Here is a 24,301-nt window from a genome sequence, read left to right as displayed (position 1 = left end):
GGGGAGAGGGCCGGGGGGAGGGGAAACACAAAAACGAGGTCTCTATGTCCATACTCGATCTAAATGACCTTAATGAACTGCCAAAAGTCGAACGCATTCTGGCGCTGGCGGAAACCAACGGTCAGCTGGAAAAGCTGGACGCCGAAGGGCGCGTGGCGTGGGCGCTGGAAAACCTGCCGGGAGAGTACGTACTCTCTTCAAGTTTTGGTATACAGGCGGCGGTGAGCCTGCATCTGGTGAATCAAATTCGACCGGACATTCCGGTGATCCTTACCGATACCGGCTACCTGTTCCCGGAAACCTATCAGTTTATTGACGAGCTGACGGACAAGCTCAAGCTGAACCTGAAAATTTACCGCGCGGAACACAGTGCGGCCTGGCAGGAGGCGCGCTACGGCAAGCTTTGGGAGCAGGGCGTTGAGGGCATTGAGAAATACAATGAGATCAACAAGGTCGGACCGATGAACCGCGCGCTGAAAGAGCTGAACGCGCAGACGTGGTTTGCCGGCCTGCGCCGCGAGCAGTCCGGCAGCCGGGCGACGCTGCCGGTGCTGGCGATACAGCGTGGCGTATTCAAAGTGCTGCCAATCATCGACTGGGATAACCGCACGATTTACCAGTACCTGCAAAAGCACGGGCTCAAATACCATCCGCTCTGGGACCAGGGCTACCTTTCGGTCGGCGACACCCACACCACGCGCAAATGGGAGCCGGGCATGGCGGAAGAAGAGACGCGCTTCTTTGGGCTCAAACGCGAGTGCGGGCTGCACGAAGGGTGATCCCATGTCCCTCTCTCCCTGTGAGAGAGGGTCAGGGTTAGGGCATCAGGCAGCACTAAGCTTTCTTTGCCTTCGCCAGCTCCTTCACCAGCGGCAGCATCACCTTCACCACGTCGCGGCTGCGGTGCTCAATGCGCTGCGGCAGCGCGCTATCAATGTGCTGCTGGTTATCGAGCCTGACGTCGTGCCAGCTCGTCCCGTCCGGGAAGGCTTTCGATTTGGCGCGCTGCTGGTAACCATCTTTCTTCCCCAGCCCCCAGTTGGTGGCCTCCACGTACAGCACCGGAATGCCGGCTTTATCAAACACTTCCCCGTCGTTACAGCAGCCCGTGCCTTTTGGATAATGCGGATTACCGCCGGGGTTGGTGGTGGCATAAACGCCGTGGCTGCGGGCAATCGCCAGCGCCCGGTCGCGGGTTAATTTCCGCACGCTGTTCGGCGTGCTTTTTCCGCTGTTGAAATAAAGCTTATCGCCGACGATCAAATTATCGAGATTAATCACCAGCAGGGTATTTTTCTTCTCTTCTGCGCTCATGCGCTTAAGAAGATTCTCAGCGCCGAGCGAACCCTCCTCTTCGCCGCTGGTGGCGACAAAGCGAATGCCGTACTGCGTTGGGATATTTTTCATGCGCTCGGCCAGCTCAAGCATCACGCCCAGGCCCGCGGCGTTATCGTCTATTCCCTGCAGCGTCAGCCCGCCGAGATTATTATCGGTGTCGGCATCGCTTAGTGGAGCAAAGGTGTCCAGGTGTGCCGTGATGATAATTTGCTGAGGCGCTTTTCCCTCATGGGCGGCAATCACCGTACTGCCCGTCACGTTGCGCCAGTTCTGCGTTTTATTGCGCGAGGTATAAATGTAGCGGCTGTGGAATGCCCGAATGTCGCTCTGGTAGCCCATGTCGGCAAACTGCTGGCGAATATAATCGGCGGAGAGCATCTCGGCCGGCGTGCCGGTCATGCGGCCAGGAAACACGGTAGCAATATGCCGCGCCTGCTGGCTGGCGATTTCACCATACGGTTGATTTTTTGCCTGGGCGGAAAAAATAAAGCAAACGCCGAGCGCCAGGGCAGCAATACGGTGGCGCGTTGCGGAAAACATAGTGAGTCCTTAAAAACAGAGCAAAATTTTAACTCGCTTAGTATGAAACCGTGATCCCGCTTACACAATTTGAATTGCGCTTAAATACCCGAAATTTCGCGCGTTAAGCACTTTTTGACATTAGCTTTTCCATCGCGTTATTCCATTGAGTAACTACTCATTCCAATTCGTAATTTCATTCGCTCTAAGCCGCCCCCTATAGTCCCTCTATTCCTCATTTTTAGTTGAGCTGTTGCGCCGTGGATTACCTGCCTCTCTTTGCTGCTATTCAAGATCGCCCCGTACTGGTTGTGGGGACGGGCGAGATCGCCGATCGCAAAATTGCCTTTTTGCGACGTGCGGGCGCACGCGTGCTGGTTATTGAGGGCAAAGACTTCCATGACGCGCTGCTGGACAACGTGGTGCTGGCGATTGCCGCCACCGAGGATCGCGCGCTAAACCGCCGCGTGTTCGATGCGGCAAACGCGCGCCACCGCCTGGTAAACGTGGTGGACGACCAGCCTCTATGCTCGTTTATCTTTCCGTCGATTGTCGATCGCGCTCCGCTGCTGGTGGCTATCTCTTCCGGCGGCAACGCGCCGGTGCTGGCCCGGCTGCTGCGCGAAAAGCTTGAAGCGCTGCTGCCCGCAAGCCTTGGGCGCATGGCGGACGTGGCAGGACGCTTTCGCGATCGTCTCAAGACTCAGGTCAAAACTACCGATGGCCGCCGCCGCTTCTGGGACCGCGCCTTTCGCGGGCGCTTTGCCAGCCTGATGGCGGCGGGCAACGAGCAGGAAGCTGAACGGGTGCTGGAAGCCTCTCTGGCGCAGCCGGAACGGGTGCAGGGCGAGATTATTCTCGTCGGCGCGGGGCCGGGTGACGCGGGGCTGTTAACCCTGCGCGGCCTGCAGGTTATCCAGCAGGCGGATATCGTTTTCTACGATCACCTTGTCAGCGACGGGGTGCGCGAGCTTATTCGCCGCGACGCGGAGCAAATCTGCGTGGGCAAACGCGCGGGCGAGCACGCCGTGCCGCAGCACGATACCAACCAGATGCTGATAGACGCCGCGAAAGCCGGCAAAACCGTGGTGCGCCTGAAGGGCGGCGATCCGTTTATCTTCGGGCGCGGCGGCGAAGAGCTGCAGGCGGCCGCCGAGGCAGGCGTACCGTTCCAGGTGGTGCCCGGCATCACGGCGGCCTCTGCGGTCACGGCGTATGCCGGTATTCCGCTCACCCATCGCGATTTTGCCCAGAGCGTCACCTTTGTGACGGGCCATTACAAGCCCGACAGCGCGCCGTTTGACTGGTCGCACCTGGCGCAAAGCCGCCAGACGCTGGCGATCTACATGGGCACCATGAAGGCGGCGGACATCAGCGCCCAGCTTATTCAACACGGTCGCGATGCGGCCACGCCGGTCGCGGTGATCTCCCGCGGCACGCGCGCCGATCAGCACGTGGCGATCGGCACATTACAGGATCTTGCAGCCCTGGCGAAAGACGCCCCGATGCCCGCGCTGATCGTGGTCGGGGAAGTGGTGCAGCTGCACGACACGCTCGCCTGGTTTCAACATACAACAGACGCAGAGAACCTTCGTTCATCTGTGGTGACTCTGGCTTAAGGAACGGTTATGGACCAAAAACGACTTACTCACCTGCGGCAGCTCGAAGCGGAAAGTATCCATATTATCCGCGAAGTGGCGGCCGAGTTCTCTAACCCGGTGATGATGTACTCCATCGGCAAAGACTCCAGCGTAATGCTGCACCTGGCGCGTAAAGCGTTTTATCCGGGCACGCTGCCGTTCCCGCTGCTGCACGTAGATACCGGCTGGAAATTCCGCGAGATGTACGAGTTCCGCGACCGCACCGCCAAAGCCTACGGCTGCGAGCTGCTGGTGCATAAAAACCCGGAAGGGGTGGCGATGGGCATCAACCCGTTCGTGCACGGCAGCGCAAAGCACACCGACATCATGAAGACCGAAGGGCTGAAGCAGGCGCTGAACAAATACGGCTTTGACGCGGCCTTCGGCGGCGCGCGCCGTGACGAAGAAAAATCCCGCGCGAAAGAGCGTATCTACTCCTTCCGCGACCGCTTCCACCGCTGGGACCCGAAAAACCAGCGCCCGGAGCTGTGGCACAACTACAACGGCCAGATCAACAAAGGCGAAAGCATTCGCGTTTTCCCGCTCTCCAACTGGACCGAGCTGGATATCTGGCAGTACATCTTCCTGGAAAATATCGAGATCGTGCCGCTGTACCTTGCGGCGGAGCGTCCGGTGCTGGAGCGCGACGGCATGCTGATGATGATCGATGACGATCGCATTGACCTGCAGCCGGGCGAAGTGATCAAAAAACGCATGGTGCGCTTCCGCACCCTCGGCTGCTGGCCGCTGACCGGCGCGGTGGAATCCAGCGCGCAGACGCTGCCGGAAATCATCGAAGAGATGCTGGTCTCGACCACCAGTGAACGACAGGGCCGCGTGATTGACCGCGACCAGGCAGGCTCCATGGAGCTGAAGAAACGCCAGGGTTATTTCTAAGGAGCCGCCATGAACACCACGATTGCACAACAAATTGCCGATGAAGGCGGCGTTGAAGCGTACCTGCACGCACAGCAGCACAAAAGCCTGCTGCGCTTCCTGACCTGCGGCAGCGTCGATGACGGGAAAAGCACCCTGATTGGCCGCCTGCTGCACGATACGCGCCAGATTTATGAAGATCAGCTCTCTTCCCTGCACAACGACAGCAAGCGTCACGGGACGCAGGGCGAAAAGCTCGACCTGGCGCTGCTGGTGGACGGCCTGCAGGCCGAGCGCGAGCAGGGCATCACCATTGACGTGGCGTACCGCTATTTCTCCACCGAGAAGCGCAAATTTATTATCGCCGATACCCCGGGGCACGAGCAGTACACCCGCAACATGGCGACCGGCGCGTCCACCTGCGATCTGGCGATCCTGCTGATCGACGCCCGCAAAGGCGTGCTGGATCAAACCCGCCGCCACAGCTTTATTTCGACGCTGCTGGGGATCAAGCACCTGGTGGTGGCGGTGAACAAAATGGATCTCGTTGAGTTTAGCGAAGCGCGCTTCGACGAGATCCGCCAGAGCTACCTGACCTTCGCCGAGCAGCTGCCGGGCAATCTGGACATTCGCTTCGTGCCGCTCTCCGCGCTGGAAGGGGACAACGTGGCTTCCCAGAGCGCGAACATGCCGTGGTACAGCGGCCCGACGCTGCTGGAAGTGCTGGAAACCGTCGAGATTCAGCGCGTGGTGGAAACCCAGCCGATGCGCTTCCCGGTGCAGTACGTTAACCGTCCAAACCTCGACTTCCGCGGCTTCTCCGGCACGATTGCCTCCGGCACCGTGCAGGTGGGGCAGCGCGTTAAGGTGCTGCCGTCCGGCGTGGAATCCTCCATTGCGCGCATCGTGACCTTCGACGGCGACCTGGCGGAAGCGGGCGCGGGCGAGGCGGTGACGCTGGTGCTGAAGGATGAAATTGATATTAGCCGCGGCGATCTGCTGGTGGAGGCGGGCGAAACGCTGGCGGCGGTGCAGGGCGCGTCCGTGGACGTGGTCTGGATGGCCGAGCAGCCGCTGACCGCAGGACAGAGCTACGACATCAAAATCGCGGGCAAGAAAACCCGCGCCCGCGTGGACGGTATTCAGTATCAGGTTGATATCAATAACCTGACCCAGCGCGAGGTGGACGAACTGCCGCTGAACGGCATTGGCCTGGTGGATCTGACCTTCGACGAACCGCTGGTGCTCGATCCGTATGCGCAAAATCCGGTAACGGGCGGGCTGATCTTTATCGACAGGCTGAGCAACGTCACCGTGGGGGCCGGGATGGTGCGCGAGCCTAACGCGCAGGCAGCCACAACCGGCGAATTTAGCGCCTTTGAGCTGGAGCTGAACGCGCTGGTGCGTAAGCATTTCCCGCACTGGGGCGCACGCGATCTGCTGGGAGGCAAGTAATGGCCGCTCACGATGAGAACGTCGTCTGGCATCCTCATCCGGTTACCGTTGCCCAGCGGGAACAGCTCCACGGCCACCGTGGGGTTGTGCTGTGGTTTACCGGGCTTTCCGGCTCCGGTAAATCCACCGTCGCGGGCGCGCTGGAAGAGGCGCTCCACCAGCAGGGCGTGAGCACCTACCTGCTGGACGGCGACAACGTGCGCCACGGCCTGTGCAGCGATTTAGGGTTTAGCGACGAAGACCGCAAAGAAAATATTCGACGGGTGGGCGAGGTTGCCGGCCTCATGGCGGATGCCGGTCTGGTGGTGCTGACCGCGTTTATCTCGCCGCACCGTGCGGAACGGCAGATGGTGCGCGAGCGCGTCGGGCGCGATCGCTTTATCGAAGTGTTTGTCGATACCCCGCTGGACATCTGCGAGGCGCGCGATCCGAAAGGGCTTTATAAGAAAGCGCGGGCGGGCGAGCTGCGAAACTTCACCGGAATCGACTCGGTTTACGAAGCGCCTGATTCCCCTGAGATTCACCTGGAGGGTCAACAATTGGTAACAAATTTAGTAAGCCAATTATTAGACCTGCTCAGGCGGGACGATATTATCAGATCCTGAGACGGTATCGTTCGGGAGCCGTTGTCCCGGACGATAGGTCACAGTCACAGGATTAGCTATGCGCAACAGTGAAAACTACATTATCACCGGATCAGAGCCGTTGACGACGCAAGACGAGACGACCTGGTCCCTCCCCGGGGCCGCGCTCGGCTTCATTTCGTGGCTGCTGGCGCTGGGCATTCCCTTTCTTATCTACGGCGGTAATACGCTGTTCTTCTTTCTGTATACCTGGCCTTTCTTCCTCGCGCTGATGCCCGTTGCGGTCGTGGTAGGGATTGCGCTGCACTCGCTCCTCAACGGCAGGCTGCTTTACAGCGCCGTGGTCACGATTGTGACGGTGGTGGCGATGTTTGGTCTGTTATTTTTGTGGCTCATGGGCTAACTTCAGCCATAATTCAAACCGTAAACAACCGTGTGGCAATATTGTGCAGGGCGATTCTGCGAAAAAAATGTGGTACATTTGCCCGCGATGTTGCGGCATCTCTGTGACCCCGGCGTAGAGTCCAGGGGCGTTTTGGGATGATGATGCCGTTTTTCAGGGGGCAGGATGGGTAAACTAACGCTGCTGTTGCTGGCTTTGCTGGTCTGGCTGCAATACTCGCTGTGGTTCGGTAAAAACGGGCTGCACGACTATAGCCGGGTGAGCGATGACGTGGCGGCTCAGCAGGCGACAAACGCCAAACTTAAGGCGCGAAACGATCAGCTCTTTGCCGAAATTGATGACCTCAATGGCGGGCAAGAGGCGATTGAGGAACGCGCACGCAATGAACTCAGTATGACTAAGCCGGGCGAAACGTTTTATCGTCTGGTTCCGGATGCGTCTAAACGCAATCAGGGCTCAGCACAAAACAATCGATAATCAGGCCCAGGATTACGACATGGCAGCAACTTTTTCGGACGTATGTGCCGTGGTGCCGGCCGCAGGTTTTGGCCGGCGCATGCAGACAGAATGTCCTAAGCAGTACCTTTCTATTGGCGATAAAACGATCCTCGAGCACGCCGTGGCTGCGCTGCTGGCGCACCCCAGGGTGACGCACGTGGTGATCGCCATCAGCCCTGGCGATGCGCGCTTCGCGCAGCTGCCGCTGGCAAACCATCCGCAGATTACCGTCGTCGACGGCGGCGCCGAGCGCGCCGATTCCGTGCTGGCTGGCCTTCGTGCTGCCAAAAGCGCGCAGTGGGTGCTGGTGCATGACGCCGCGCGCCCGTGCCTGCATCAGGACGATTTGGCGCGCCTGCTGGCGCTGAGCGAAACCAGCAAGGTTGGCGGCATTCTGGCGTCTCCGGTCCGCGACACCATGAAGCGCGCCGAGCCTGGCAAACGGGCCATCGCCCACACCGTTGAGCGCGTCGATCTATGGCACGCGCTGACGCCACAGTTTTTCCCCCGCGAACTCCTCCACGACTGCCTGACGCGCGCGCTTACCGAAGGGGCGACCATTACGGACGAAGCCTCGGCGCTTGAGTATTGTGGTTTCCACCCAACGCTTGTTGAAGGACGCGCTGATAACATTAAGGTGACGCGCCCCGAAGACCTGCAGCTCGCGGAATTTTATCTCACCCGTTCGACCTCTCCGGAGAAAGCATAATGCGAATTGGACACGGTTTTGATGTACACGCCTTTGGAGGCGTTGGCCCAATTATCATTGGCGGCGTGCGTATTCCTTACGAAAAAGGGCTGCTGGCGCATTCTGATGGCGACGTGGCGCTTCACGCGCTGACCGATGCGCTGCTCGGCGCTGCCGCGCTGGGCGATATCGGCAAGCTGTTTCCGGACACCGATCCGGCGTTTAAAGGCGCGGACAGCCGCGAGCTGCTGCGCGAAGCCTGGCGCCGCATTCAGGCGAAGGGCTACGCCCTTGGCAACGTCGATGTCACCATCATCGCCCAGGCCCCAAAGATGCTGCCGCATATTCCACAGATGCGCGTGTTCATCGCCGAAGATCTCGGCTGCCATATGGACGACGTTAACGTCAAAGCGACCACCACCGAGAAGCTTGGCTTTACCGGCCGCGGCGAAGGCATTGCCTGTGAAGCCGTGGCGCTGCTGGTGAAGGCGGCCAAATGACGGACTTCGACAGCCTGACATACCTGCACGGCAAACCTCAGGGGCACGGCCTGCTGAAGGCCAATCCTGAAGATTTCGTGGTGGTAGAAGATTTAGGGTTTGAGCCGGACGGCGAGGGCGAGCACATCCTGGTGCGGATATTGAAAAACGGCTGCAATACGCGCTTCGTGGCCGACGCGCTGGCGAAATTCCTGAAAATTCACGCCCGCGAAGTGAGCTTTGCCGGACAGAAGGATAAACATGCGGTCACCGAGCAGTGGCTTTGCGCCCGCGTGCCGGGCAACGCGATGCCTGATTTAAGCAAATTTGAGCTTGAAGGCTGTAAGGTACTGGAATATGCCCGCCACAAGCGCAAGCTGCGTCTGGGCGCGCTGAAAGGCAACGCGTTTACCCTCGTGCTGCGCGAAGTGACCAACCGTGACGACGTGGAAAAGCGCCTGAGCGCTATCGGCGAGCGGGGCGTGCCGAACTACTTTGGCGCGCAGCGTTTCGGTATCGGCGGCAGCAACCTGCTCGGCGCGCTGCGCTGGGCGCAAAGCGACGCGCCGGTCCGGGACAGGAATAAGCGCAGTTTTTGGTTGTCGGCGGCCCGCAGCGCGTTGTTTAATCAGATTGTGAGCGAGCGGCTGAAAAAACCGGACGCGAATCAAGTTGTTGTCGGCGATGCGCTACAATTAGCGGGACGCGGGAGCTGGTTCGTGGCGACGGCGGAGGAAATGGCCGACGTACAGGCGCGCGTGGATGCAAAAGCGCTGATGATTACCGCCGCATTGCCCGGTACGGGCGACTGGGGCACGCAGGGCGACGCGCTCGCAGCGGAGCAGTCCGCCGTTGCGGATATGCCGGAATTACAAGCATTGCTGGTGCGGGAAAAAGTCGACGCGGCACGCCGGGCGATGCTGCTCTATCCGCAACAGCTTAGCTGGAACTGGTGGGATGACGTAACCGTTGAGTTACGCTTCTGGCTGCCGGCAGGTAGCTTTGCCACCAGCGTAGTCAGGGAACTTATCAACACGTCGGGTGATTATGCGAATATTGCTGAGTAACGATGATGGGATACACGCGCCGGGCATTCAGACGCTGGCGAAACACCTCCGTGAGTTTGCGGACGTTCAGGTCGTGGCTCCCGATCGTAACCGCAGCGGTGCGTCCAACTCCTTAACCCTGGAGTCGTCTCTTCGTACCTTTACCTATGATAACGGCGATATCGCCGTACAGATGGGCACGCCAACCGACTGCGTTTTTTTGGGCGTGAACGCGCTGATGCGCCCGCGTCCCGATATCGTCGTCTCCGGCATTAACGCCGGGCCAAACCTGGGCGATGACGTGATCTACTCCGGCACCGTTGCGGCGGCGATGGAGGGGCGTCACCTCGGCTTCCCGGCGCTGGCGGTTTCCCTCAACGGCCACACCCATTACGACACGGCGGCGGCGATAACCTGCACGCTTCTTCGCGCGCTTGGCCGCGAGCCGCTGCGCACTGGACGCATCCTGAATATTAACGTCCCTGATTTGCCGCTTGACGAGATCAAAGGCATCCGCGTGACGCGCTGCGGCAGCCGTCATCCTGCCGATCAGGTGATCCCGCAGCAGGACCCGCGGGGGAACACGCTGTACTGGATCGGCCCTCCCGGCGAGAAGTGCGATGCCGGGCCGGACACGGACTTTGCCGCCGTTGATGAAGGCTACGTATCCGTTACGCCGCTGCACGTGGATTTAACCGCCTATAGCGCGCATGATGTGGTGTCGGACTGGCTGGAGCGGGTCGGGGTGAACGCGTAATGGTAAGCAAACGTGTACAAACTCTTCTGGAACAATTACGCGCGCAGGGGATTGCCGATGAGCATGTGCTTGATGCACTCGCTCAGGTTCCCCGCGAAAAGTTTGTTGACGAGGCGTTTGAGCACAAGGCGTGGGAGAACGTGGCGCTGCCTATCGGGCAGGGCCAGACGATTTCACAGCCCTACATGGTGGCGCGCATGACGGAGCTGCTGGAACTGACGCCAGAGTCCCGCGTGCTGGAGATTGGCACGGGCTCGGGGTATCAAACCGCGATCCTGGCGCATCTGGTGCATCATGTATGCTCCGTCGAGCGGATTAAGGGCCTGCAGTGGCAGGCGCGTCGTCGCCTGAAACAACTTGATTTACATAATGTTTCGACACGCCACGGTGATGGATGGCAGGGTTGGCAGGCTCGCGCCCCGTTTGATGCCATCATCGTCACGGCGGCACCGCCTGAGATCCCCGCTGCGCTGCTGTCGCAGCTGGACGACGGCGGCATTCTGGTTTTGCCCGTCGGGGACGAGCATCAGTTTTTGAAGCGCGTTCGTCGACGCAGCGGCGAGTTTATTATCGATACCGTGGAAGCCGTGCGCTTTGTGCCTCTCGTGAAGGGAGAGCTGGCCTGAGACTCGGATTTATCCAGGGTTATTCAGGCAAATTCAGCGTATGGTGTGGCGCAAAAGGTTCGTGCCATCACGGTTATTTTAAGTCACTGGTAGTTAACACATTCCTGGGGGATAAATGAGCGCGGGAAGCCCAAAATTCACCATCAGCCGCGTGGCGGCACTGTCACTGGTTTCGCTCTGGCTGGCGGGCTGTACAAGTTCCAATAACACGCCTGCGCCGGTCAGCTCCGTCGGCGGAAATAGCGGCTCGGGTAACACGTCCAGTGGAATGCTCATTACGCCTCCGCCGAAAATGGGCACCTCAACGCCCCAGGCGCAGCAAATGCCACAGATCCAGCCTGTACAGACACCTGTTACGCAGCCAACGCAGATTCAGCCAGTACAACAGCCTGTTCAGACCGAAAATGGCCGCATAGTGTATAACCGCAAGTATGGGAACATTCCGAAAGGAAGCTATACCGGCGGCAGCACCTACACCGTGAAGCGCGGCGACACGCTGTTCTATATCGCCTGGATCACCGGGAACGATTTCCGTGACCTGGCGCAGCGCAATAACGTCCAGGCCCCGTATGGCCTGGAAGTGGGGCAAACGCTTCAGGTTGGCAACGCGACGGGTACGCCGCTCACGCCAGGCAACACCGTCTCGGCGGCAGACGTGACCGCGCAAAATAACAGCGTCAAGCCTGCACAAAAAACCACCACGGCTGTTGCTTCGCAACCTGTAATTACGTATTCTGAGGATTCAGGTGATCAGAGTGCTAACAAAATGTTGCCGAATAATAAAGGTACTGCGACTGTTGTCACAGCACCGGTTACGGCACCTGTGGTTAGCTCTTCCCAACCGACTGCAAGCAGTCAGATGTCCAGCGCGTCTATATCTTCATGGCGCTGGCCAACCGACGGCAAAGTTATCGAAAACTTCTCTACCTCTGAAGGGGGGAATAAAGGGATCGATATCGCAGGAAGCAAAGGACAGGCAATTATTGCGACTGCAGACGGTCGCGTAGTGTATGCCGGTAATGCGCTTCGCGGTTACGGTAATCTTATTATCATCAAACATAACGATGATTACCTGAGTGCCTACGCCCATAACGACACAATGCTGGTCCGGGAACAACAAGAAGTTAAGGCGGGGCAAAAAATCGCTACCATGGGTAGCACCGGAACCAGTTCTACACGCTTGCATTTTGAAATTCGTTACAAGGGGAAATCCGTAAACCCGCTGCAGTATTTGCCGCAGCGATAATTTGACGGGGCATGCCAGCCGGGGTGTCTCGTTCAGGGATCACGGGTAGGAGCCACCTTATGAGTCAGAATACGCTGAAAGTTCATGATTTAAATGAAGATGCGGAATTTGATGAGAACGGAGCAGAGGCTTTTGACGAAAAAGCCTTAGTAGAAGAGGAACCCAGTGATAACGATTTGGCTGAAGAAGAGCTGTTATCGCAGGGCGCCACACAGCGTGTACTGGACGCGACTCAGCTTTACCTTGGGGAGATTGGTTACTCCCCACTGTTAACGGCCGAAGAAGAAGTCTATTTCGCACGTCGTGCTTTGCGTGGTGATGTTGCCTCGCGCCGTCGCATGATTGAAAGTAACTTGCGTCTGGTCGTGAAGATTGCCCGCCGCTACGGCAATCGTGGTCTGGCTCTGCTGGACCTGATTGAAGAGGGTAATTTAGGTCTCATCCGCGCAGTTGAGAAGTTTGACCCGGAACGCGGGTTCCGCTTCTCAACCTACGCGACCTGGTGGATTCGTCAGACCATCGAACGGGCAATCATGAACCAAACCCGTACGATTCGACTGCCGATCCACATCGTCAAAGAGTTGAACGTCTATCTGCGTACCGCGCGCGAGTTGTCCCATAAGCTGGACCACGAGCCAAGCGCCGAAGAGATTGCCGAACAGCTCGATAAACCGGTTGATGACGTAAGCCGTATGCTGCGTCTCAACGAGCGCATTACCTCGGTTGACACCCCGTTGGGTGGCGACTCCGAAAAAGCGCTGCTGGACATCCTGGCCGATGAAAAAGACAACGGCCCGGAAGACACCACGCAGGACGATGACATGAAGCAGAGCATCGTTAAATGGCTGTTCGAACTGAACGCCAAACAGCGTGAAGTGCTGGCACGTCGTTTCGGTTTACTGGGGTATGAAGCTGCAACGCTGGAAGACGTCGGCCGCGAAATTGGCCTGACCCGTGAACGCGTTCGTCAGATTCAGGTTGAAGGTCTGCGCCGCCTGCGTGAAATTCTGCAGGGGCAAGGTCTGAATATCGAAGCGCTGTTCCGCGAATAAGCACCCTTTCGTCAAAAAAGGCCCGTCGTGAGACGGGCCTTTTTCTTTTGCGCTACGGCTGGGCCGTCTCGTGCAGCAGTCGCCACGCGATGTTATCGCCTTCCTCATTCAGCACGGCAGTGGACCAGCGCACGTTGACGGGCAGGTTTGGCCGCGTTTGCGTCTCTCTGTAGTGCAGCACCGCGCCCTTGTCCCACGCCTGAAGCGTCGTTAATTCATCAACCACAATCTTCAGGCCGGGGCGGCTGCCGCGCTGGCTATCAAGAAAGCTGGCCAGCCCGGCATGGTCAATATGGACTCCCCCCGGCGGAATCATCAGAAAGTCTGGCCGAAAGCGCGCAAGCAGCGCGTGCATATCTCCTTCGCCCTCCCCGAGCCAGTTTTCCAGCGCAACGTGGACGTCCAGAATCTCTTTTTCATAGCTTGTCATGGTTTCTCCTGTCGAATCTGCATCAGTATCGTCGGGTTATTAAGATGGAAAACGCGCAGCAGGGGCAGTAACGTCACGCCGGCTGCGAAAATAAACGTCCAGCGCCACGCGCTCGACGGCGGCAGATAGCCTTGCGTCAGGCTCAGCAGCTCTGCCAGCAGCAGGGCGCCCATAAAAAAGCTGAGCTGGCGATTGAGGTTCCACAGCGCGCTGGCGTCGGGCATCTCCGCGTGTGGAATGGTCAAAAACGCGCTGCTTTGCGCCGTGCTGCTGCACAGGCTGCCGCCGATGCCCATCAGCGCAAAGGCCAGAACGGCCAGCGCGCGCGCCGTTTCCGGCCCGACGTTCATCAGCAGTAAAATCCCCGCGGCCTGCAGCAGGCAGCCGAGGGCAATCAGCGGGCGGGGGCCCGTGCGGTTAAAGTAGCGTCCCGTCGCCGTAATTGCCACAAAGGATGCCAGCGACCAGGGCAGCATCAGCATGCCCGTTTCCGCTGGCGTCAGCCCGGCGACGCTTTGCAGGTAGAACATCCCCACCACGTTCACGCCGATGAACATGCCGGGCACGCAGAGGTACACCAGCATCGAGAACCGCAGCAGCGGATCCTTCAGCAGCGGAAGATGCAGCAGGCGCGAAGGTGCCTTCTCAGGCTTTTCAGCGCTGAGCCACAGCCAGGCCAGCGCAAACGTCACCGCGGCGACGGGAAGAGTCACAAAAAAGATCCACCGCCAGCCCAGTGTCTGCACGAGCAGCCCGCCGATCGCGGGGGAACATGCCGGTGCCAGCAGGGCAACCAGCATCACCGCCGAGGAGAGCCTGGCGCGCTCGTGCGGCCTGAACTGCTGCCACGCCAGCGCCTGCCCAACCGGGATCAGCAGCCCGCCTCCCAGCCCCTGAACCACGCGCCAGGCAATCAGGCTGTCGAGCGAGGTTGCCAGCCCCGCCGCGGTGGACGCCGCGCTAAACAGAAAAAGCGAGAGTAAGATCGTGCGCTTGGGTCCCAGCAGGCGCGCCAGCAGGGCGCTAAACGGAATAACCAGCGTTAGCCCGGCAATATAGCCATTGCTCACCCAGGCGAGCGACGCGGGCGTAGCGTGAAGCGCCTGGCCCATCGCCGGAAAGGCGACGCTGGCAATAAACATGTTGATCAGGTCGAGAAAGAAGCCCAGCAGGAATACGGCCGCGACCCTGGTGCGATACGTCATAAATGATCCTCCCATAAGGTGGCGTATCGTATCGGGCGGCGCGTGGCGGATAAACGTGCCAATCAGCGATATACTGTCAAAAAAATTTTGACGAATATGAGGCTACAATGCTGAATTTGCAGCGCGCGGCGATTTTTGCAGCGGTCGTGGATACGGGCAGTTTCACCGCGGCGGCAGACGCGATGGGGCTAACGAAAGCGGTGGTGAGCTTCAATATTCGCCAGCTTGAAGCCGAGCTGGGCGTCACGCTGCTGCTGCGCTCCACCCGACGCCTGACGCTCACCGAGGCCGGCTCGCTTTTTCATCTGCGAAGCGCCGCGCTGCTGAAGGATGCTGAAAACCTGCAGGACGAGGTGCGCGCAAACCACGCGGGTCTGAAGGGAGAATTACGCATCACCACTACGCCCGAGTATGGTTCCCGGGTTGTCGTGCCTCTGCTGGCCGAGTTCAGCCTTCTGCATCCCGAGCTGCGCGTGCGGCACGCCTCGTCGTCCCTGCATGCGGATCTGATTTCAGAGCGTTTCGACGTCGCCATTCGGCTGGGCACGCTTGCCGATTCCCGCTACCACGCGGCGCTGATTTCGCAATTTACGATCCTGCCGGTGGCGTCCCCTGGCTGGCTGAAAATGCATCACGTTGACTCGCTTGAAGCGCTGGCAGAGGCAGAGTGGATCATTCATGAACGCTTATCCGCGACGCTGCGCTGGCAGGTGAGGGGGAGGGACGGGGAAAAAGCGGTTCTGGACATAAAACAGCCCCCTCGCCTGTTTGCAGACAGCGCCCAGTCGCTGATGGCCTTTGCGCTGGCCGGATGCGGCGTCGCGCTTTTGCCCGAATGGCTGGTACAAGACGCGCTGGACTCCGGCGAGCTGGTGGCCGTCCTGCCGGATTATGAATTTGCGCCCCAGGGGATCTATGCCGTCTACCCGGATGCCCGGCACGTGTCGGCGAAGGTACGTACTTTTATCGATTTCATGCGCGCGCGGGTGAGCTAGGGCTGCATCATTTTTTTGATAAGCGCTGTGAAATGCGCCTGTTCCTCTTTGCTGAGCCGTCCGAGAAAGGCCTCGTCCACGCTGTTACCAATAGATTTACGGCTTTCAAGCAGCGCTTCGCCTTCGGGGGTTAAAAAAACAAACCGCCTGCGTTTATCTGCCGGATCGTGCTCGCGCTTAACCAGCCCGCGCGCCTCCATGCGGCTCAGCATCTCGGCCAGCGTCGCTTTGGTGCTTACCGCCACTTCAGTTAGGGCAACCTGCTCAATGCCCGGATTCTCGGCAATCGATCGCATCACCGCGTACTGCGGCTTGGTCAGGTCCGGCAGGGCGTGCTGCCACCGCGCGGTATGCTGCTGAAATAGCTGACGTAACAGGTGGAACGCTTCTTGTCTTAGCTCCATGACCACTCCGACGGAAAAAATAGCCCACTATCATAGCCGCTTATCAGCAGGAATTTAACGCGGCATTTTTTAGCATTCAATGCGATCGTGCACGAACGATCTTGCCACCATCTTCATATGAGTATAGTTTACCCAGTATGTTCGTATGCGAACGAAATCGATGAGGTGCTGAATGAGATTGATCGTTGGGATGACGGGCGCCACCGGCGCACCGCTGGGAGTGGCGCTTCTGCAGGCGCTGCGTGAGATGCCGGACGTTGAGACGCATCTGGTGATGTCCAAGTGGGCCAAGACGACCATTGAGCTGGAAACGCCCTTTACCGCGCAGGACGTCGCCGCGCTGGCGGACGTTGTTCACAGCCCTGCCGATCAGGCTGCCACCATTTCATCCGGCTCGTTTCGCACCGATGGCATGATCGTCATTCCGTGCAGCATGAAAACGCTGTCGGGCATCCGCGCGGGCTACGCCGAAGGTCTGGTCGGACGCGCGGCGGACGTGGTGTTGAAAGAGGGGCGCAAGCTGGTGCTGGTCCCGCGAGAGACGCCGCTGAGCACTATTCATCTTGAGAACATGCTGGCGCTTTCCCGCATGGGCGTCGCGATGGTGCCGCCGATGCCCGCCTACTATAACCACCCGCAAACCGCCGATGACATTACCCAGCACATCGTAACCCGCGTGCTTGACCAGTTTGGCCTTGAGCATAAAAAGGCGCGCCGCTGGAACGGCCTGCAGCAGGCGAAACAGTTTTCACAGGAGAATAAAAATGGCATTTGATGATTTGAGAAGCTTCCTGCAGGCGCTCGATGAGCAAGGGCAACTGCTGAAAATCGAGGAAGAGGTGAACGCCGAGCCGGATTTAGCGGCGGCAGCGAACGCCACCGGCCGCATCGGGGACGGCGCGCCCGCGCTGTGGTTCGACAATATTCGCGGTTTTACCGACGCCCGCGTGGTGATGAACACCATCGGCTCCTGGCAGAACCACGCCATCTCGATGGGGCTGCCGGCCAATACGCCGGTGAAAAAACAGATCGACGAGTATATTCGCCGCTGGGGTAAATTTCCCGTTGCGCCAGAGCGCCGCGCCAATCCTGCATGGGCGGAGAACACGGTCGACGGTGAAGACATTAACCTGTTCGACATTCTTCCGCTGTTTCGCCTGAACGACGGAGACGGTGGTTTCTATCTTGATAAAGCCTGCGTCGTTTCACGCGATCCGCTCGATCCCGATAACTTCGGCAAGCAGAACGTCGGCATCTATCGCATGGAGGTGAAGGGCAAGCGCAAGCTCGGCCTGCAGCCGGTACCGATGCATGACATCGCGCTGCATCTGCATAAGGCAGAGGAGCGCGGGGAAGATCTGCCGATTGCGATCACGCTTGGCAACGATCCGATTATTACCCTGATGGGCGCCACGCCGCTGAAATACGATCAGTCTGAGTATGAAATGGCGGGCGCGCTGCGCGAAAGCCCGTACCCAATTGCCACCGCGCCGCTCACCGGGTTTGACGTGCCGTGGGGTTCAGAAGTGATCCTGGAAGGGGTGATCGAAGGCCGCAAGCGCGAGATCGAAGGGCCGTTCGGCGAGTTCACCGGGCACTACTCCGGCGGGCGCAACATGACGGTGGTGCGCATCGATAAAGTCTCGTACCGCACTAAGCCGATTTTTGAATCGCTGTACCTCGGCATGCCGTGGACTGAAATCGACTACCTGATGGGCCCGGCGACCTGCGTGCCGCTCTATCAGCAGCTGAAGGCGGAGTTCCCGGAAGTGCAGGCGGTAAACGCGATGTATACCCACGGCCTGCTGGCGATTATCTCGACCAAAAAACGCTACGGCGGCTTCGCCCGCGCGGTAGGTTTGCGCGCAATGACCACGCCGCACGGGCTGGGCTACGTGAAGATGGTCATCATGGTGGACGAGGACGTCGATCCGTTTAACCTGCCGCAGGTGATGTGGGCGCTGTCGTCGAAGGTGAATCCGGCGGGGGATTTAGTGCAGCTGCCGAACATGTCGGTGCTAGAGCTTGACCCAGGATCCAGCCCGGCGGGGATCACCGACAAGCTGATTATTGATGCTACCACCCCCGTCGCGCCGGATACCCGTGGCCACTACAGCCAGCCGGTACAGGATCTGCCTGAAACCAAAGCCTGGGCTGAGAAACTGACCGCGATGCTGGCCGCACGCCAATAAGGAGGAAAAGATGATTTGTCCACGTTGTGCCGATGAGCATATTGAAGTGATGGCGACGTCCCCGGTGAAAGGCGTCTGGACCGTTTACCAGTGCCAGCACTGTCTGTATACCTGGCGCGATACCGAGCCGCTGCGCCGCACCAGCCGCGAGCACTATCCTGAAGCGTTCCGCATGACGCAAAAGGATATCGATGAGGCGCCTCAGGTGCCGACAATCCCGCCGCTGTTATAAGCAAAACGGCAACTTAGGTTGCCGTTTTCATGTTTTCACCCTCTCCCTGTGGGCTGAGGGCATCAGACCGCGAAGACCTAAACCAGTCTCTTCAACCGATAAATCCACTCCAGCGCCTGACGCGGCGTGAGCGAATCTGGATCGAGATTTTCCAGCGCTTCGACGGCAGGCGAGGTCTCTTCCGCAGGCGCCAGCAGCGACATCTGGGTTCCATCGATCTGCGTTGCCGCCGCGTTCGGAGACAGGCTTTCCAGCTCGCGCAGCTTCTGACGCGCGCGCTTAATTACTTCCTTCGGCACGCCCGCCAGCGCGGCCACGGCCAGGCCGTAGCTCTTGCTTGCCGCACCGTCCTGCACCGTGTGCATAAAGGCGATGGTATCGCCGTGCTCCAGCGCATCAAGGTGGACATTCGCCACGCCTTCCATTTTTTCCGGCAGCTGCGTCAGCTCGAAGTAGTGCGTGGCAAACAGCGTCAGCGCCTTGATTTTGTTGGCCAGATTTTCCGCGCAGGCCCAGGCCAGCGACAGCCCGTCGTAGGTCGAGGTGCCGCGTCCGATCTCGTCCATCAGCACCAGACTGTGCTCCGTGGCGTTATGCAGAATGTTGGCGGTTTCGGTCATCTCCACCATGAAGGTTGAGCGTCCGCTGGCCAGATCGTCCGCCGCGCCCACGCGCGTGAAGATGCGGTCGATAGGGCCAATCTCAACGTTTTGCGCCGGGACGTAGCTGCCGATATAGGCCAGCAGCGCAATCAGCGCCGTCTGGCGCATGTAGGTACTTTTACCGCCCATGTTGGGGCCGGTAATAATGAGCATTCTTCGCTGCGGAGACAGGTTGAGCGGGTTGGCGATGAAGGGCTCGTTCAGCACTCGTTCAACCACCGGGTGGCGGCCTTCGCTGATGCGAATGCCGGGCTTGTCGCTGAAGGTCGGGCAGGTGTAGTTCAGCGTGTCGGCGCGTTCAGCCAGGTTGACCAGCACATCCAGCTCCGCCAGGGCAGCAGTGCTTGACTGCAGGTCGGCAAGGTGCGGCATCAGCTTATCGAACAGCTCGTCATAAAGCTGTTTTTCCAGCGCCAGCGCTTTGCCTTTGGAGGTGAGCACTTTGTCCTCGTACTCTTTCAGCTCCGGGATGATATAGCGCTCGGCATTTTTCAGCGTCTGGCGGCGGACGTAGTGGATAGGGGCCAGATGGCTCTGACCGCGGCTAATCTGAATATAGTAGCCGTGCACCGCGTTATAGCCGACCTTCAGCGTATCCAGCCCGAGGCGCTCGCGCTCGCGGATTTCCAGCTTATCAAGATAGTCCGTTGCGCCGTCAGCCAGCGCGCGCCATTCGTCCAGCTCTTCGTTATAGCCCGGCGCTATCACGCCGCCGTCGCGCACCAGAACCGGCGGGGCGTCGATGATGGCGCGTTCGAGCAGTTCGCGCAGTTCGGTAAATTCGCCCATCGTTTCGCGCAGCGCCTGAACCGGCGCGCTGTCGACGGTGCCCAGCTGGGCGCGCAGCTCCGGCAGCTGCTGGAAGGCGTGGCGCATCCGCGCCAAATCGCGCGGGCGGGCGGTGCGAAGCGCAAGCCGCGCCAGAATACGCTCCAGATCGCCCACCTGACGCAGTACCGGCTGCAGGTCGGTGTAGCGATCCTGCAGAGCGGCAATCGTCTGCTGGCGGCCGATCAGCGTGGCGGTGTCGCGAACGGGCATATGCAGCCAGCGCTTGAGCATGCGGCTGCCCATCGGCGTGACGGTGCTGTCCAGCACGGCAGCGAGAGTGTTCTCCACGCCGCCGGCCAGGTTCTGGGTGATCTCCAGATTGCGGCGCGTGGCGGCATCCATGATGATGCTGTCCTGCTGGCGCTCCATGGTAATGGAGCGGATATGGGGCAGGGTGGTGCGCTGGGTATCTTTGACGTATTGCAGCAAACAGCCCGCGGCACACAGGCCGCGCGGGGCGTTTTCAACGCCAAAGCCAATCAGATCCCGGGTACCAAACTGCAGGTTAAGCTGCTGGCGCGCGGTATCGATTTCGAACTCCCACAGCGGACGGCGGCGCAGGCCGCGGCGCCCCTCGATGAGGGCCATTTCCGCGAAGTCTTCGGCATACAGCAGTTCTGCCGGGTTAGTGCGCTGAAGCTCGGCGGCCATCGTCTCGCGGTCGGCGGGCTCGCTCAGGCGAAAGCGTCCGGAGCTGATGTCCAGCGTCGCGTAGCCAAAGCCTTTGCTATCCTGCCAAATCGCTGCCAGCAGGTTATCCTGGCGCTCCTGAAGCAGGGCCTCATCGCTGATGGTGCCCGGCGTAACGATGCGCACAACCTTGCGTTCAACCGGCCCTTTCGACGTGGCCGGGTCGCCAATTTGCTCGCAAATCGCAACGGATTCGCCCTGGTTCACCAGCTTTGCAAGGTAGTTTTCCACCGCGTGGTGCGGGATACCGGCCATCGGAATGGGTTCGCCAGCCGAGGCGCCGCGCTTGGTCAGGGAAATATCGAGCAGCTGCGACGCGCGTTTGGCATCGTCATAAAAGAGCTCGTAAAAATCGCCCATACGATAAAACAGCAGGATTTCCGGATGCTGTGCTTTCAGCTTCAGGTACTGCTGCATCATCGGCGTATGTGCATCTAAATTGTCGATTGTGCTCATGGAGTTATGATATCCATTTCTTTGATAATGATGTTCTTTATACGGCTCGGTGGCCGCTGGTTTCCTCTATTGTCGCATGAAAAAATAGCCCCGCGCAGAAAAAAGTCGCGACTTTACGAGACGCCTTCCGGCATGAGTTCGATGACGATTTTTCCGTGCTCAACGCCCACCCGAACCTGCGAATTTGTGGTAAATCCTGCCTTTTCAAGCCAGTCGCCTTTTAAGCTCAGCGCAGCGTGAACGCTGTAGCGCGTTGGGATTTTCGTTTTACGATCTTCATGGCGTTTTCTGAAATAGCCGACCTTCAGGCGGCGATAGGATTTGGGGATGACGATCTCTGGCATACGGCCTCCGGTTTATACGTGCAGCGCTGGTTCTTGATGCCTGTATAAAATACCCGTAATTCTCTCGCTGAGTCGGCCCAAAACTGGAAGGCGTCTTCAGAAAATAAAATGCAACACCTGAAAACGGCTTCTTAAAGAGGTATTATCTATGCATGTTTTAAAGGGGTAATGACCTATGTCCGGGAAACGCATCGCACGTGAAAAAAAGACGATCGCTAAAATGATCGCCCTGTATGAAAAGCAGTGCCCGCAGGCCGTGGAAGAAGAGGGGCATTACCAGGCGCTCCGGGCTTACGCCGATAAGCGTCTGGATAAATGTGTTTTTGGTGAGGAAAAGCCCGCCTGTAAGCAGTGCCCGGTTCACTGCTACCCGCCCGCAAAGCGGGAAGAGATGAAGCAGGTGATGCGCTGGGCGGGGCCGCGTATGCTGTGGCGGCACCCGATCTTGACGCTTCGTCATCTGATTGACGATCGCCGCCCGGTGCCGGAACTGCCGGAAAAATACCGCCCTAAAAAGTAGCGACGGCTACGCCAGGCTCTCTTTATCAATGCCCAGACGCTTCATGCGCGACAGCAGCGTCGTGCGCTTCAGTCCAAGACGCTGCGCGGCCCCTTTCGGCCCCGCGACAACGCCGTTCGTCTCTTTGAGCACGCGCATAATCAGCTGATATTCGTCCTCACCTTCTCGCGCCACGTCCGTTGCGGCCATTGGCGCCTCCGGCAGCGACACTTCAGGCAGCGAAAGCTGCAGCACGCTGCCGCGCGTCAGCAGTACCGCACGTTCGATAACGTTTTCCAGCTCGCGCACGTTGCCAGGCCAGTCCATGGACGAGAGGATGCGTAAGGTCTCGGCGGGAATACTGTCGATGTTGCGCCCCATGCGGCGGGCAATTTTGGCGGTAAACGCTTTGACCAGCAGCGGGATATCCTCCGGGCGCTCGCGCAGCGGCGGCAGGCAAATCGGAAACACGTTCAGGCGGTAGTAGAGGTCGCTGCGAAACTCGCGGTCGGCGACCATTTTTTTCAGATCGCGGTTGGTGGCGGCGATTAAGCGCACGTCCGTCCGGATCAGCTTATTGCTGCCGAGGCGCTCAAATTCCTGCTCCTGCAGGACGCGAAGCAGCTTCGGCTGCAGCTCCAGCGGCATATCGCCCACTTCGTCCAGGAACAGCGAGCTTTTATCCGCCAGCTCAAAGCGCCCCAGCCGCTGGCTGCTGGCGCCGGTAAACGCGCCGCGCTCGTGGCCAAAGAGATCGCTTTCCAGCAGGCCTGCGGGCATGGCTGCACAGTTCATCTTCACCATGCGGCGGCTGTTGCGGTTGCTTAAATTGTGGATGGCGCGGGCAATCAGCTCCTTACCCGTCCCGGTTTCGCCGAGGATCAGCACCGTGCTGTCGCTCTGCGCCACCATTTCAACCTGCTTCAGCACGCTGTACATCGCGTCGCTGCGCCCGATGATTTCGCCGAACTCGCTGTCCACGTTGTTCAGCTGTTCGGTCAGCGCCAGGTTTTCATCCACCAGCCGCTCTTTCAGGCGGTGGATCTCCTGATAGGCCAGCGCATTATCCAGCGCAATAGAGATGCGTTCGGCAATCTGGCGCAGTAGCTTGAGGTTGGCGGTGGTGAATACGGCCTCGTCGCACTGCGCCAGCTTCAGCACGCCGAGCATGGTATCGCCGGACATCAGCGGCAGCAGGCACAGCGTCTGGATTTTATTACCCCAGGTGTTAAACAGCATCCGCTCGTAGGGAGCCAGCGCGTCGCGCTCGCTCAGGTTTAGCAGCAGGATCTCTTTGCTTTTAAAGACCCGCTCGGACAGGGTTCCCGCTTCGTCCACCTCGCTCTGCTCGTGCGCCGGGTTCTCTTCATCAAGATAGTGGGTGGAGTAAATATTCAGCTTGCCCTTGCGGTGGCCGCGCAGCGCAATGCTGATGGCGTCGATTTTGAAATAGTGGTGGATCTCTTTCGACACTTCGCTGACCAGCTCGTCCATGTCGAGCCGGGACAGCACGGCGTTGGTGATGGCCACCAGAATGCGAAAGTTATCGCGCTCGCGGCTCAGCAGATCGTAATCGACGTTGTTGCTGACGCGGCTTTGGATCTGCTCCGCGACGACGGCGACAATCTGGGTAAAGGTGTGCAGCCGCTCATACTCCGCCTCGCTCCACGGCTGATGGGTGGTGCGGATAAATTCGCAGCCGCCAAAAATTCGCCCATCGACTGCCAGCGGCAGCAGGCTGTAGTGGCCGAAAGGCTGATAAAGAGGGCTTTCGGCGAGCCTTGGCCAGGCCTGCTGAAATTCATCGAAGCTGCAGTGCAGCGCTTCCGGGCGTGAGAGAAGGCGGCGCACCGGGCCGTGCGCCAGATAGGTTTCGTCTTCATATTCAAAGACTTTTCCGTTCTCACGCGTTGAGTAGTAGCTTGCACGCTGCGTCCCGCCGTGCCAGAGCACAATGGCGGCGCTGTCCGCCAGCGCGGACTGCCTGACCAGCCGCGTCAGGGTATCGCTCAGCGAGCCGAGATCGGGCTGCTGTAAAAGTGTGCGCGTGATGTCAAACAGGCCCTGCTGCCCAAGATCGCTCATCGGTGTATACGGCATATTGCTTTCCAATAGAAACTGGCAAAAATAAAAACAGCGCTGGCCGCTTATGGC

27 protein-coding genes are annotated in these 24,301 nt (G+C 59.2%); 19 read left to right on the top strand and 8 right to left on the bottom strand.

Translation table 11 applies throughout. From position 1 onward, the window contains the following. The first annotated feature begins 44 nt into the window (after positions 1–44). Positions 45–779, top strand: coding sequence for a phosphoadenosine phosphosulfate reductase (cysH, locus tag DBY73_RS02860; protein ID WP_112009711.1), 735 nt, complete (start codon positions 45–47; stop codon positions 777–779). A 55-nt stretch (positions 780–834) separates the two neighbouring features. Here cysH and DBY73_RS02855 read toward each other — a convergent pair whose 3' ends face one another. Next, positions 835–1,878 carry an aminopeptidase gene (locus DBY73_RS02855; protein ID WP_112009710.1) on the bottom strand — a complete coding sequence of 348 codons (1,044 nt, stop codon included), beginning with the start codon at positions 1,876–1,878 and terminating at the stop codon, positions 835–837. A gap of 239 nt (positions 1,879–2,117) precedes the next feature. Here DBY73_RS02855 and cysG point away from each other — a divergent pair, with 239 nt between their 5' ends. From cysG to DBY73_RS02800, 11 genes are all read left to right on the top strand, one after another. Next, the gene (cysG, locus tag DBY73_RS02850; protein WP_112009709.1) at positions 2,118–3,476 is read left to right on the top strand and encodes a siroheme synthase CysG; all 1,359 of its coding nucleotides are present in this window, start codon (positions 2,118–2,120) and stop codon (positions 3,474–3,476) included. Positions 3,477–3,485: 9 nt separating this feature from the next. Next, entirely contained in the window at positions 3,486–4,394 is a 909-nt protein-coding gene (gene cysD / locus DBY73_RS02845) for a sulfate adenylyltransferase subunit CysD (RefSeq protein WP_112009708.1), read from the top strand. A gap of 9 nt (positions 4,395–4,403) precedes the next feature. Next, positions 4,404–5,828, top strand: coding sequence for a sulfate adenylyltransferase subunit CysN (gene cysN, locus DBY73_RS02840; protein ID WP_112009707.1), 1,425 nt, complete (start codon positions 4,404–4,406; stop codon positions 5,826–5,828). Continuing rightward, positions 5,828–6,433, top strand: coding sequence for an adenylyl-sulfate kinase (cysC, locus tag DBY73_RS02835; protein ID WP_112009706.1), 606 nt, complete (start codon positions 5,828–5,830; stop codon positions 6,431–6,433). Before cysN ends, cysC begins: the two co-directional genes overlap by 1 nt. A 58-nt stretch (positions 6,434–6,491) precedes the next feature. After that, positions 6,492–6,815, top strand: a complete 324-nt coding sequence (locus tag DBY73_RS02830; RefSeq protein ID WP_112009705.1) for a DUF3561 family protein — start codon at positions 6,492–6,494, stop codon at positions 6,813–6,815. Positions 6,816–6,980: 165 nt separating this feature from the next. Beyond that, positions 6,981–7,292 carry a cell division protein FtsB gene (ftsB, locus tag DBY73_RS02825; protein WP_003862095.1) on the top strand — a complete coding sequence of 104 codons (312 nt, stop codon included), beginning with the start codon at positions 6,981–6,983 and terminating at the stop codon, positions 7,290–7,292. Positions 7,293–7,311: 19 nt separating this feature from the next. Continuing rightward, positions 7,312–8,022, top strand: coding sequence for a 2-C-methyl-D-erythritol 4-phosphate cytidylyltransferase (ispD, locus tag DBY73_RS02820; protein ID WP_112009704.1), 711 nt, complete (start codon positions 7,312–7,314; stop codon positions 8,020–8,022). Continuing rightward, the gene (gene ispF / locus DBY73_RS02815; RefSeq protein ID WP_112009703.1) at positions 8,022–8,501 is read left to right on the top strand and encodes a 2-C-methyl-D-erythritol 2,4-cyclodiphosphate synthase; all 480 of its coding nucleotides are present in this window, start codon (positions 8,022–8,024) and stop codon (positions 8,499–8,501) included. Before ispD ends, ispF begins: the two co-directional genes overlap by 1 nt. Further along, positions 8,498–9,547: a tRNA pseudouridine(13) synthase TruD gene (truD, locus tag DBY73_RS02810; protein WP_112009702.1), complete on the top strand. Its 1,050-nt coding sequence runs from the start codon at positions 8,498–8,500 to the stop codon at positions 9,545–9,547. Before ispF ends, truD begins: the two co-directional genes overlap by 4 nt. After that, entirely contained in the window at positions 9,528–10,283 is a 756-nt protein-coding gene (surE, locus tag DBY73_RS02805) for a 5'/3'-nucleotidase SurE (RefSeq protein WP_112009701.1), read from the top strand. The genes truD and surE overlap by 20 nt, the downstream gene beginning before the upstream one ends. Further along, positions 10,283–10,909, top strand: a complete 627-nt coding sequence (locus DBY73_RS02800; RefSeq protein ID WP_112009700.1) for a protein-L-isoaspartate(D-aspartate) O-methyltransferase — start codon at positions 10,283–10,285, stop codon at positions 10,907–10,909. Before surE ends, DBY73_RS02800 begins: the two co-directional genes overlap by 1 nt. A 93-nt stretch (positions 10,910–11,002) precedes the next feature. Here DBY73_RS02800 and DBY73_RS22260 read toward each other — a convergent pair whose 3' ends face one another. Continuing rightward, positions 11,003–11,134 (bottom strand): peptidase, encoded by a 132-nt coding sequence (locus tag DBY73_RS22260; RefSeq protein WP_258458360.1) that lies wholly within the window; start codon positions 11,132–11,134, stop codon positions 11,003–11,005. Between DBY73_RS22260 and nlpD the strand changes: the two genes are divergently transcribed. Further along, the gene (gene nlpD / locus DBY73_RS02795) at positions 11,076–12,155 is read left to right on the top strand and encodes a murein hydrolase activator NlpD (RefSeq protein ID WP_258458359.1); all 1,080 of its coding nucleotides are present in this window, start codon (positions 11,076–11,078) and stop codon (positions 12,153–12,155) included. The two genes, DBY73_RS22260 and nlpD, sit on opposite strands and share 59 nt — an antisense overlap. A gap of 59 nt (positions 12,156–12,214) precedes the next feature. Further along, a complete protein-coding gene (gene rpoS / locus DBY73_RS02790; protein ID WP_013098493.1) occupies positions 12,215–13,207 on the top strand; it encodes an RNA polymerase sigma factor RpoS in 993 nt (330 codons plus the stop codon). Positions 13,208–13,259: 52 nt separating this feature from the next. Here the strand turns inward: rpoS and DBY73_RS02785 are convergent, their stop codons facing one another. Beyond that, positions 13,260–13,637, bottom strand: coding sequence for a DUF4440 domain-containing protein (locus tag DBY73_RS02785; RefSeq protein WP_112009698.1), 378 nt, complete (start codon positions 13,635–13,637; stop codon positions 13,260–13,262). Continuing rightward, a complete protein-coding gene (locus tag DBY73_RS02780) occupies positions 13,634–14,842 on the bottom strand; it encodes an MFS transporter (RefSeq protein WP_112009697.1) in 1,209 nt (402 codons plus the stop codon). Before DBY73_RS02780 ends, DBY73_RS02785 begins: the two co-directional genes overlap by 4 nt. Before the next feature lie 107 nt (positions 14,843–14,949). On the opposite strand from DBY73_RS02780, the gene DBY73_RS02775 reads away from it, so the two are divergent. Next, positions 14,950–15,837, top strand: a complete 888-nt coding sequence (locus tag DBY73_RS02775) for a LysR family transcriptional regulator (protein ID WP_112009696.1) — start codon at positions 14,950–14,952, stop codon at positions 15,835–15,837. Here the strand turns inward: DBY73_RS02775 and DBY73_RS02770 are convergent. Continuing rightward, the gene (locus tag DBY73_RS02770; protein WP_112009695.1) at positions 15,834–16,241 is read right to left on the bottom strand and encodes a MarR family transcriptional regulator; all 408 of its coding nucleotides are present in this window, start codon (positions 16,239–16,241) and stop codon (positions 15,834–15,836) included. The two genes, DBY73_RS02775 and DBY73_RS02770, sit on opposite strands and share 4 nt — an antisense overlap. Before the next feature lie 172 nt (positions 16,242–16,413). On the opposite strand from DBY73_RS02770, the gene DBY73_RS02765 reads away from it, so the two are divergent. Genes DBY73_RS02765 through DBY73_RS02755 form a run of 3 tightly spaced genes read left to right on the top strand, consistent with a single transcriptional unit; the run spans position 16,414 to position 18,665 of the window. Then, complete coding sequence (locus DBY73_RS02765) at positions 16,414–17,016, top strand: non-oxidative hydroxyarylic acid decarboxylases subunit B (RefSeq protein WP_112009694.1); 603 nt, start codon at positions 16,414–16,416, stop codon at positions 17,014–17,016. Further along, on the top strand, positions 17,006–18,433 hold the full coding sequence (locus tag DBY73_RS02760; protein WP_112009693.1) for a non-oxidative hydroxyarylic acid decarboxylases subunit C: 1,428 nt from the start codon (positions 17,006–17,008) through the stop codon (positions 18,431–18,433). Before DBY73_RS02765 ends, DBY73_RS02760 begins: the two co-directional genes overlap by 11 nt. A gap of 10 nt (positions 18,434–18,443) precedes the next feature. Beyond that, entirely contained in the window at positions 18,444–18,665 is a 222-nt protein-coding gene (locus DBY73_RS02755; protein WP_003862116.1) for a non-oxidative hydroxyarylic acid decarboxylases subunit D, read from the top strand. A 77-nt stretch (positions 18,666–18,742) separates the two neighbouring features. Here the strand turns inward: DBY73_RS02755 and mutS are convergent, their stop codons facing one another. Both mutS and DBY73_RS02745 read right to left on the bottom strand, forming a co-directional pair. Continuing rightward, entirely contained in the window at positions 18,743–21,304 is a 2,562-nt protein-coding gene (mutS, locus tag DBY73_RS02750) for a DNA mismatch repair protein MutS (RefSeq protein WP_112009692.1), read from the bottom strand. A gap of 113 nt (positions 21,305–21,417) precedes the next feature. Next, on the bottom strand, positions 21,418–21,648 hold the full coding sequence (locus DBY73_RS02745; RefSeq protein ID WP_112009691.1) for a SymE family type I addiction module toxin: 231 nt from the start codon (positions 21,646–21,648) through the stop codon (positions 21,418–21,420). A gap of 175 nt (positions 21,649–21,823) precedes the next feature. Between DBY73_RS02745 and DBY73_RS02740 the strand changes: the two genes are divergently transcribed. Further along, positions 21,824–22,168, top strand: a complete 345-nt coding sequence (locus DBY73_RS02740; protein ID WP_112009690.1) for a nitrous oxide-stimulated promoter family protein — start codon at positions 21,824–21,826, stop codon at positions 22,166–22,168. A 6-nt stretch (positions 22,169–22,174) separates the two neighbouring features. Here the strand turns inward: DBY73_RS02740 and flhA are convergent, their stop codons facing one another. Continuing rightward, positions 22,175–24,247, bottom strand: a complete 2,073-nt coding sequence (gene flhA, locus DBY73_RS02735) for a formate hydrogenlyase transcriptional activator FlhA (protein ID WP_112009689.1) — start codon at positions 24,245–24,247, stop codon at positions 22,175–22,177. Positions 24,248–24,301: the final 54 nt, after the last annotated feature.

This window comes from Enterobacter sp. RIT418 (assembly GCF_003057745.1).
In the GTDB taxonomy this organism is placed as follows: domain Bacteria; phylum Pseudomonadota; class Gammaproteobacteria; order Enterobacterales; family Enterobacteriaceae; genus Enterobacter.
This window is presented reverse-complemented; position numbering and strand designations above follow the sequence as displayed.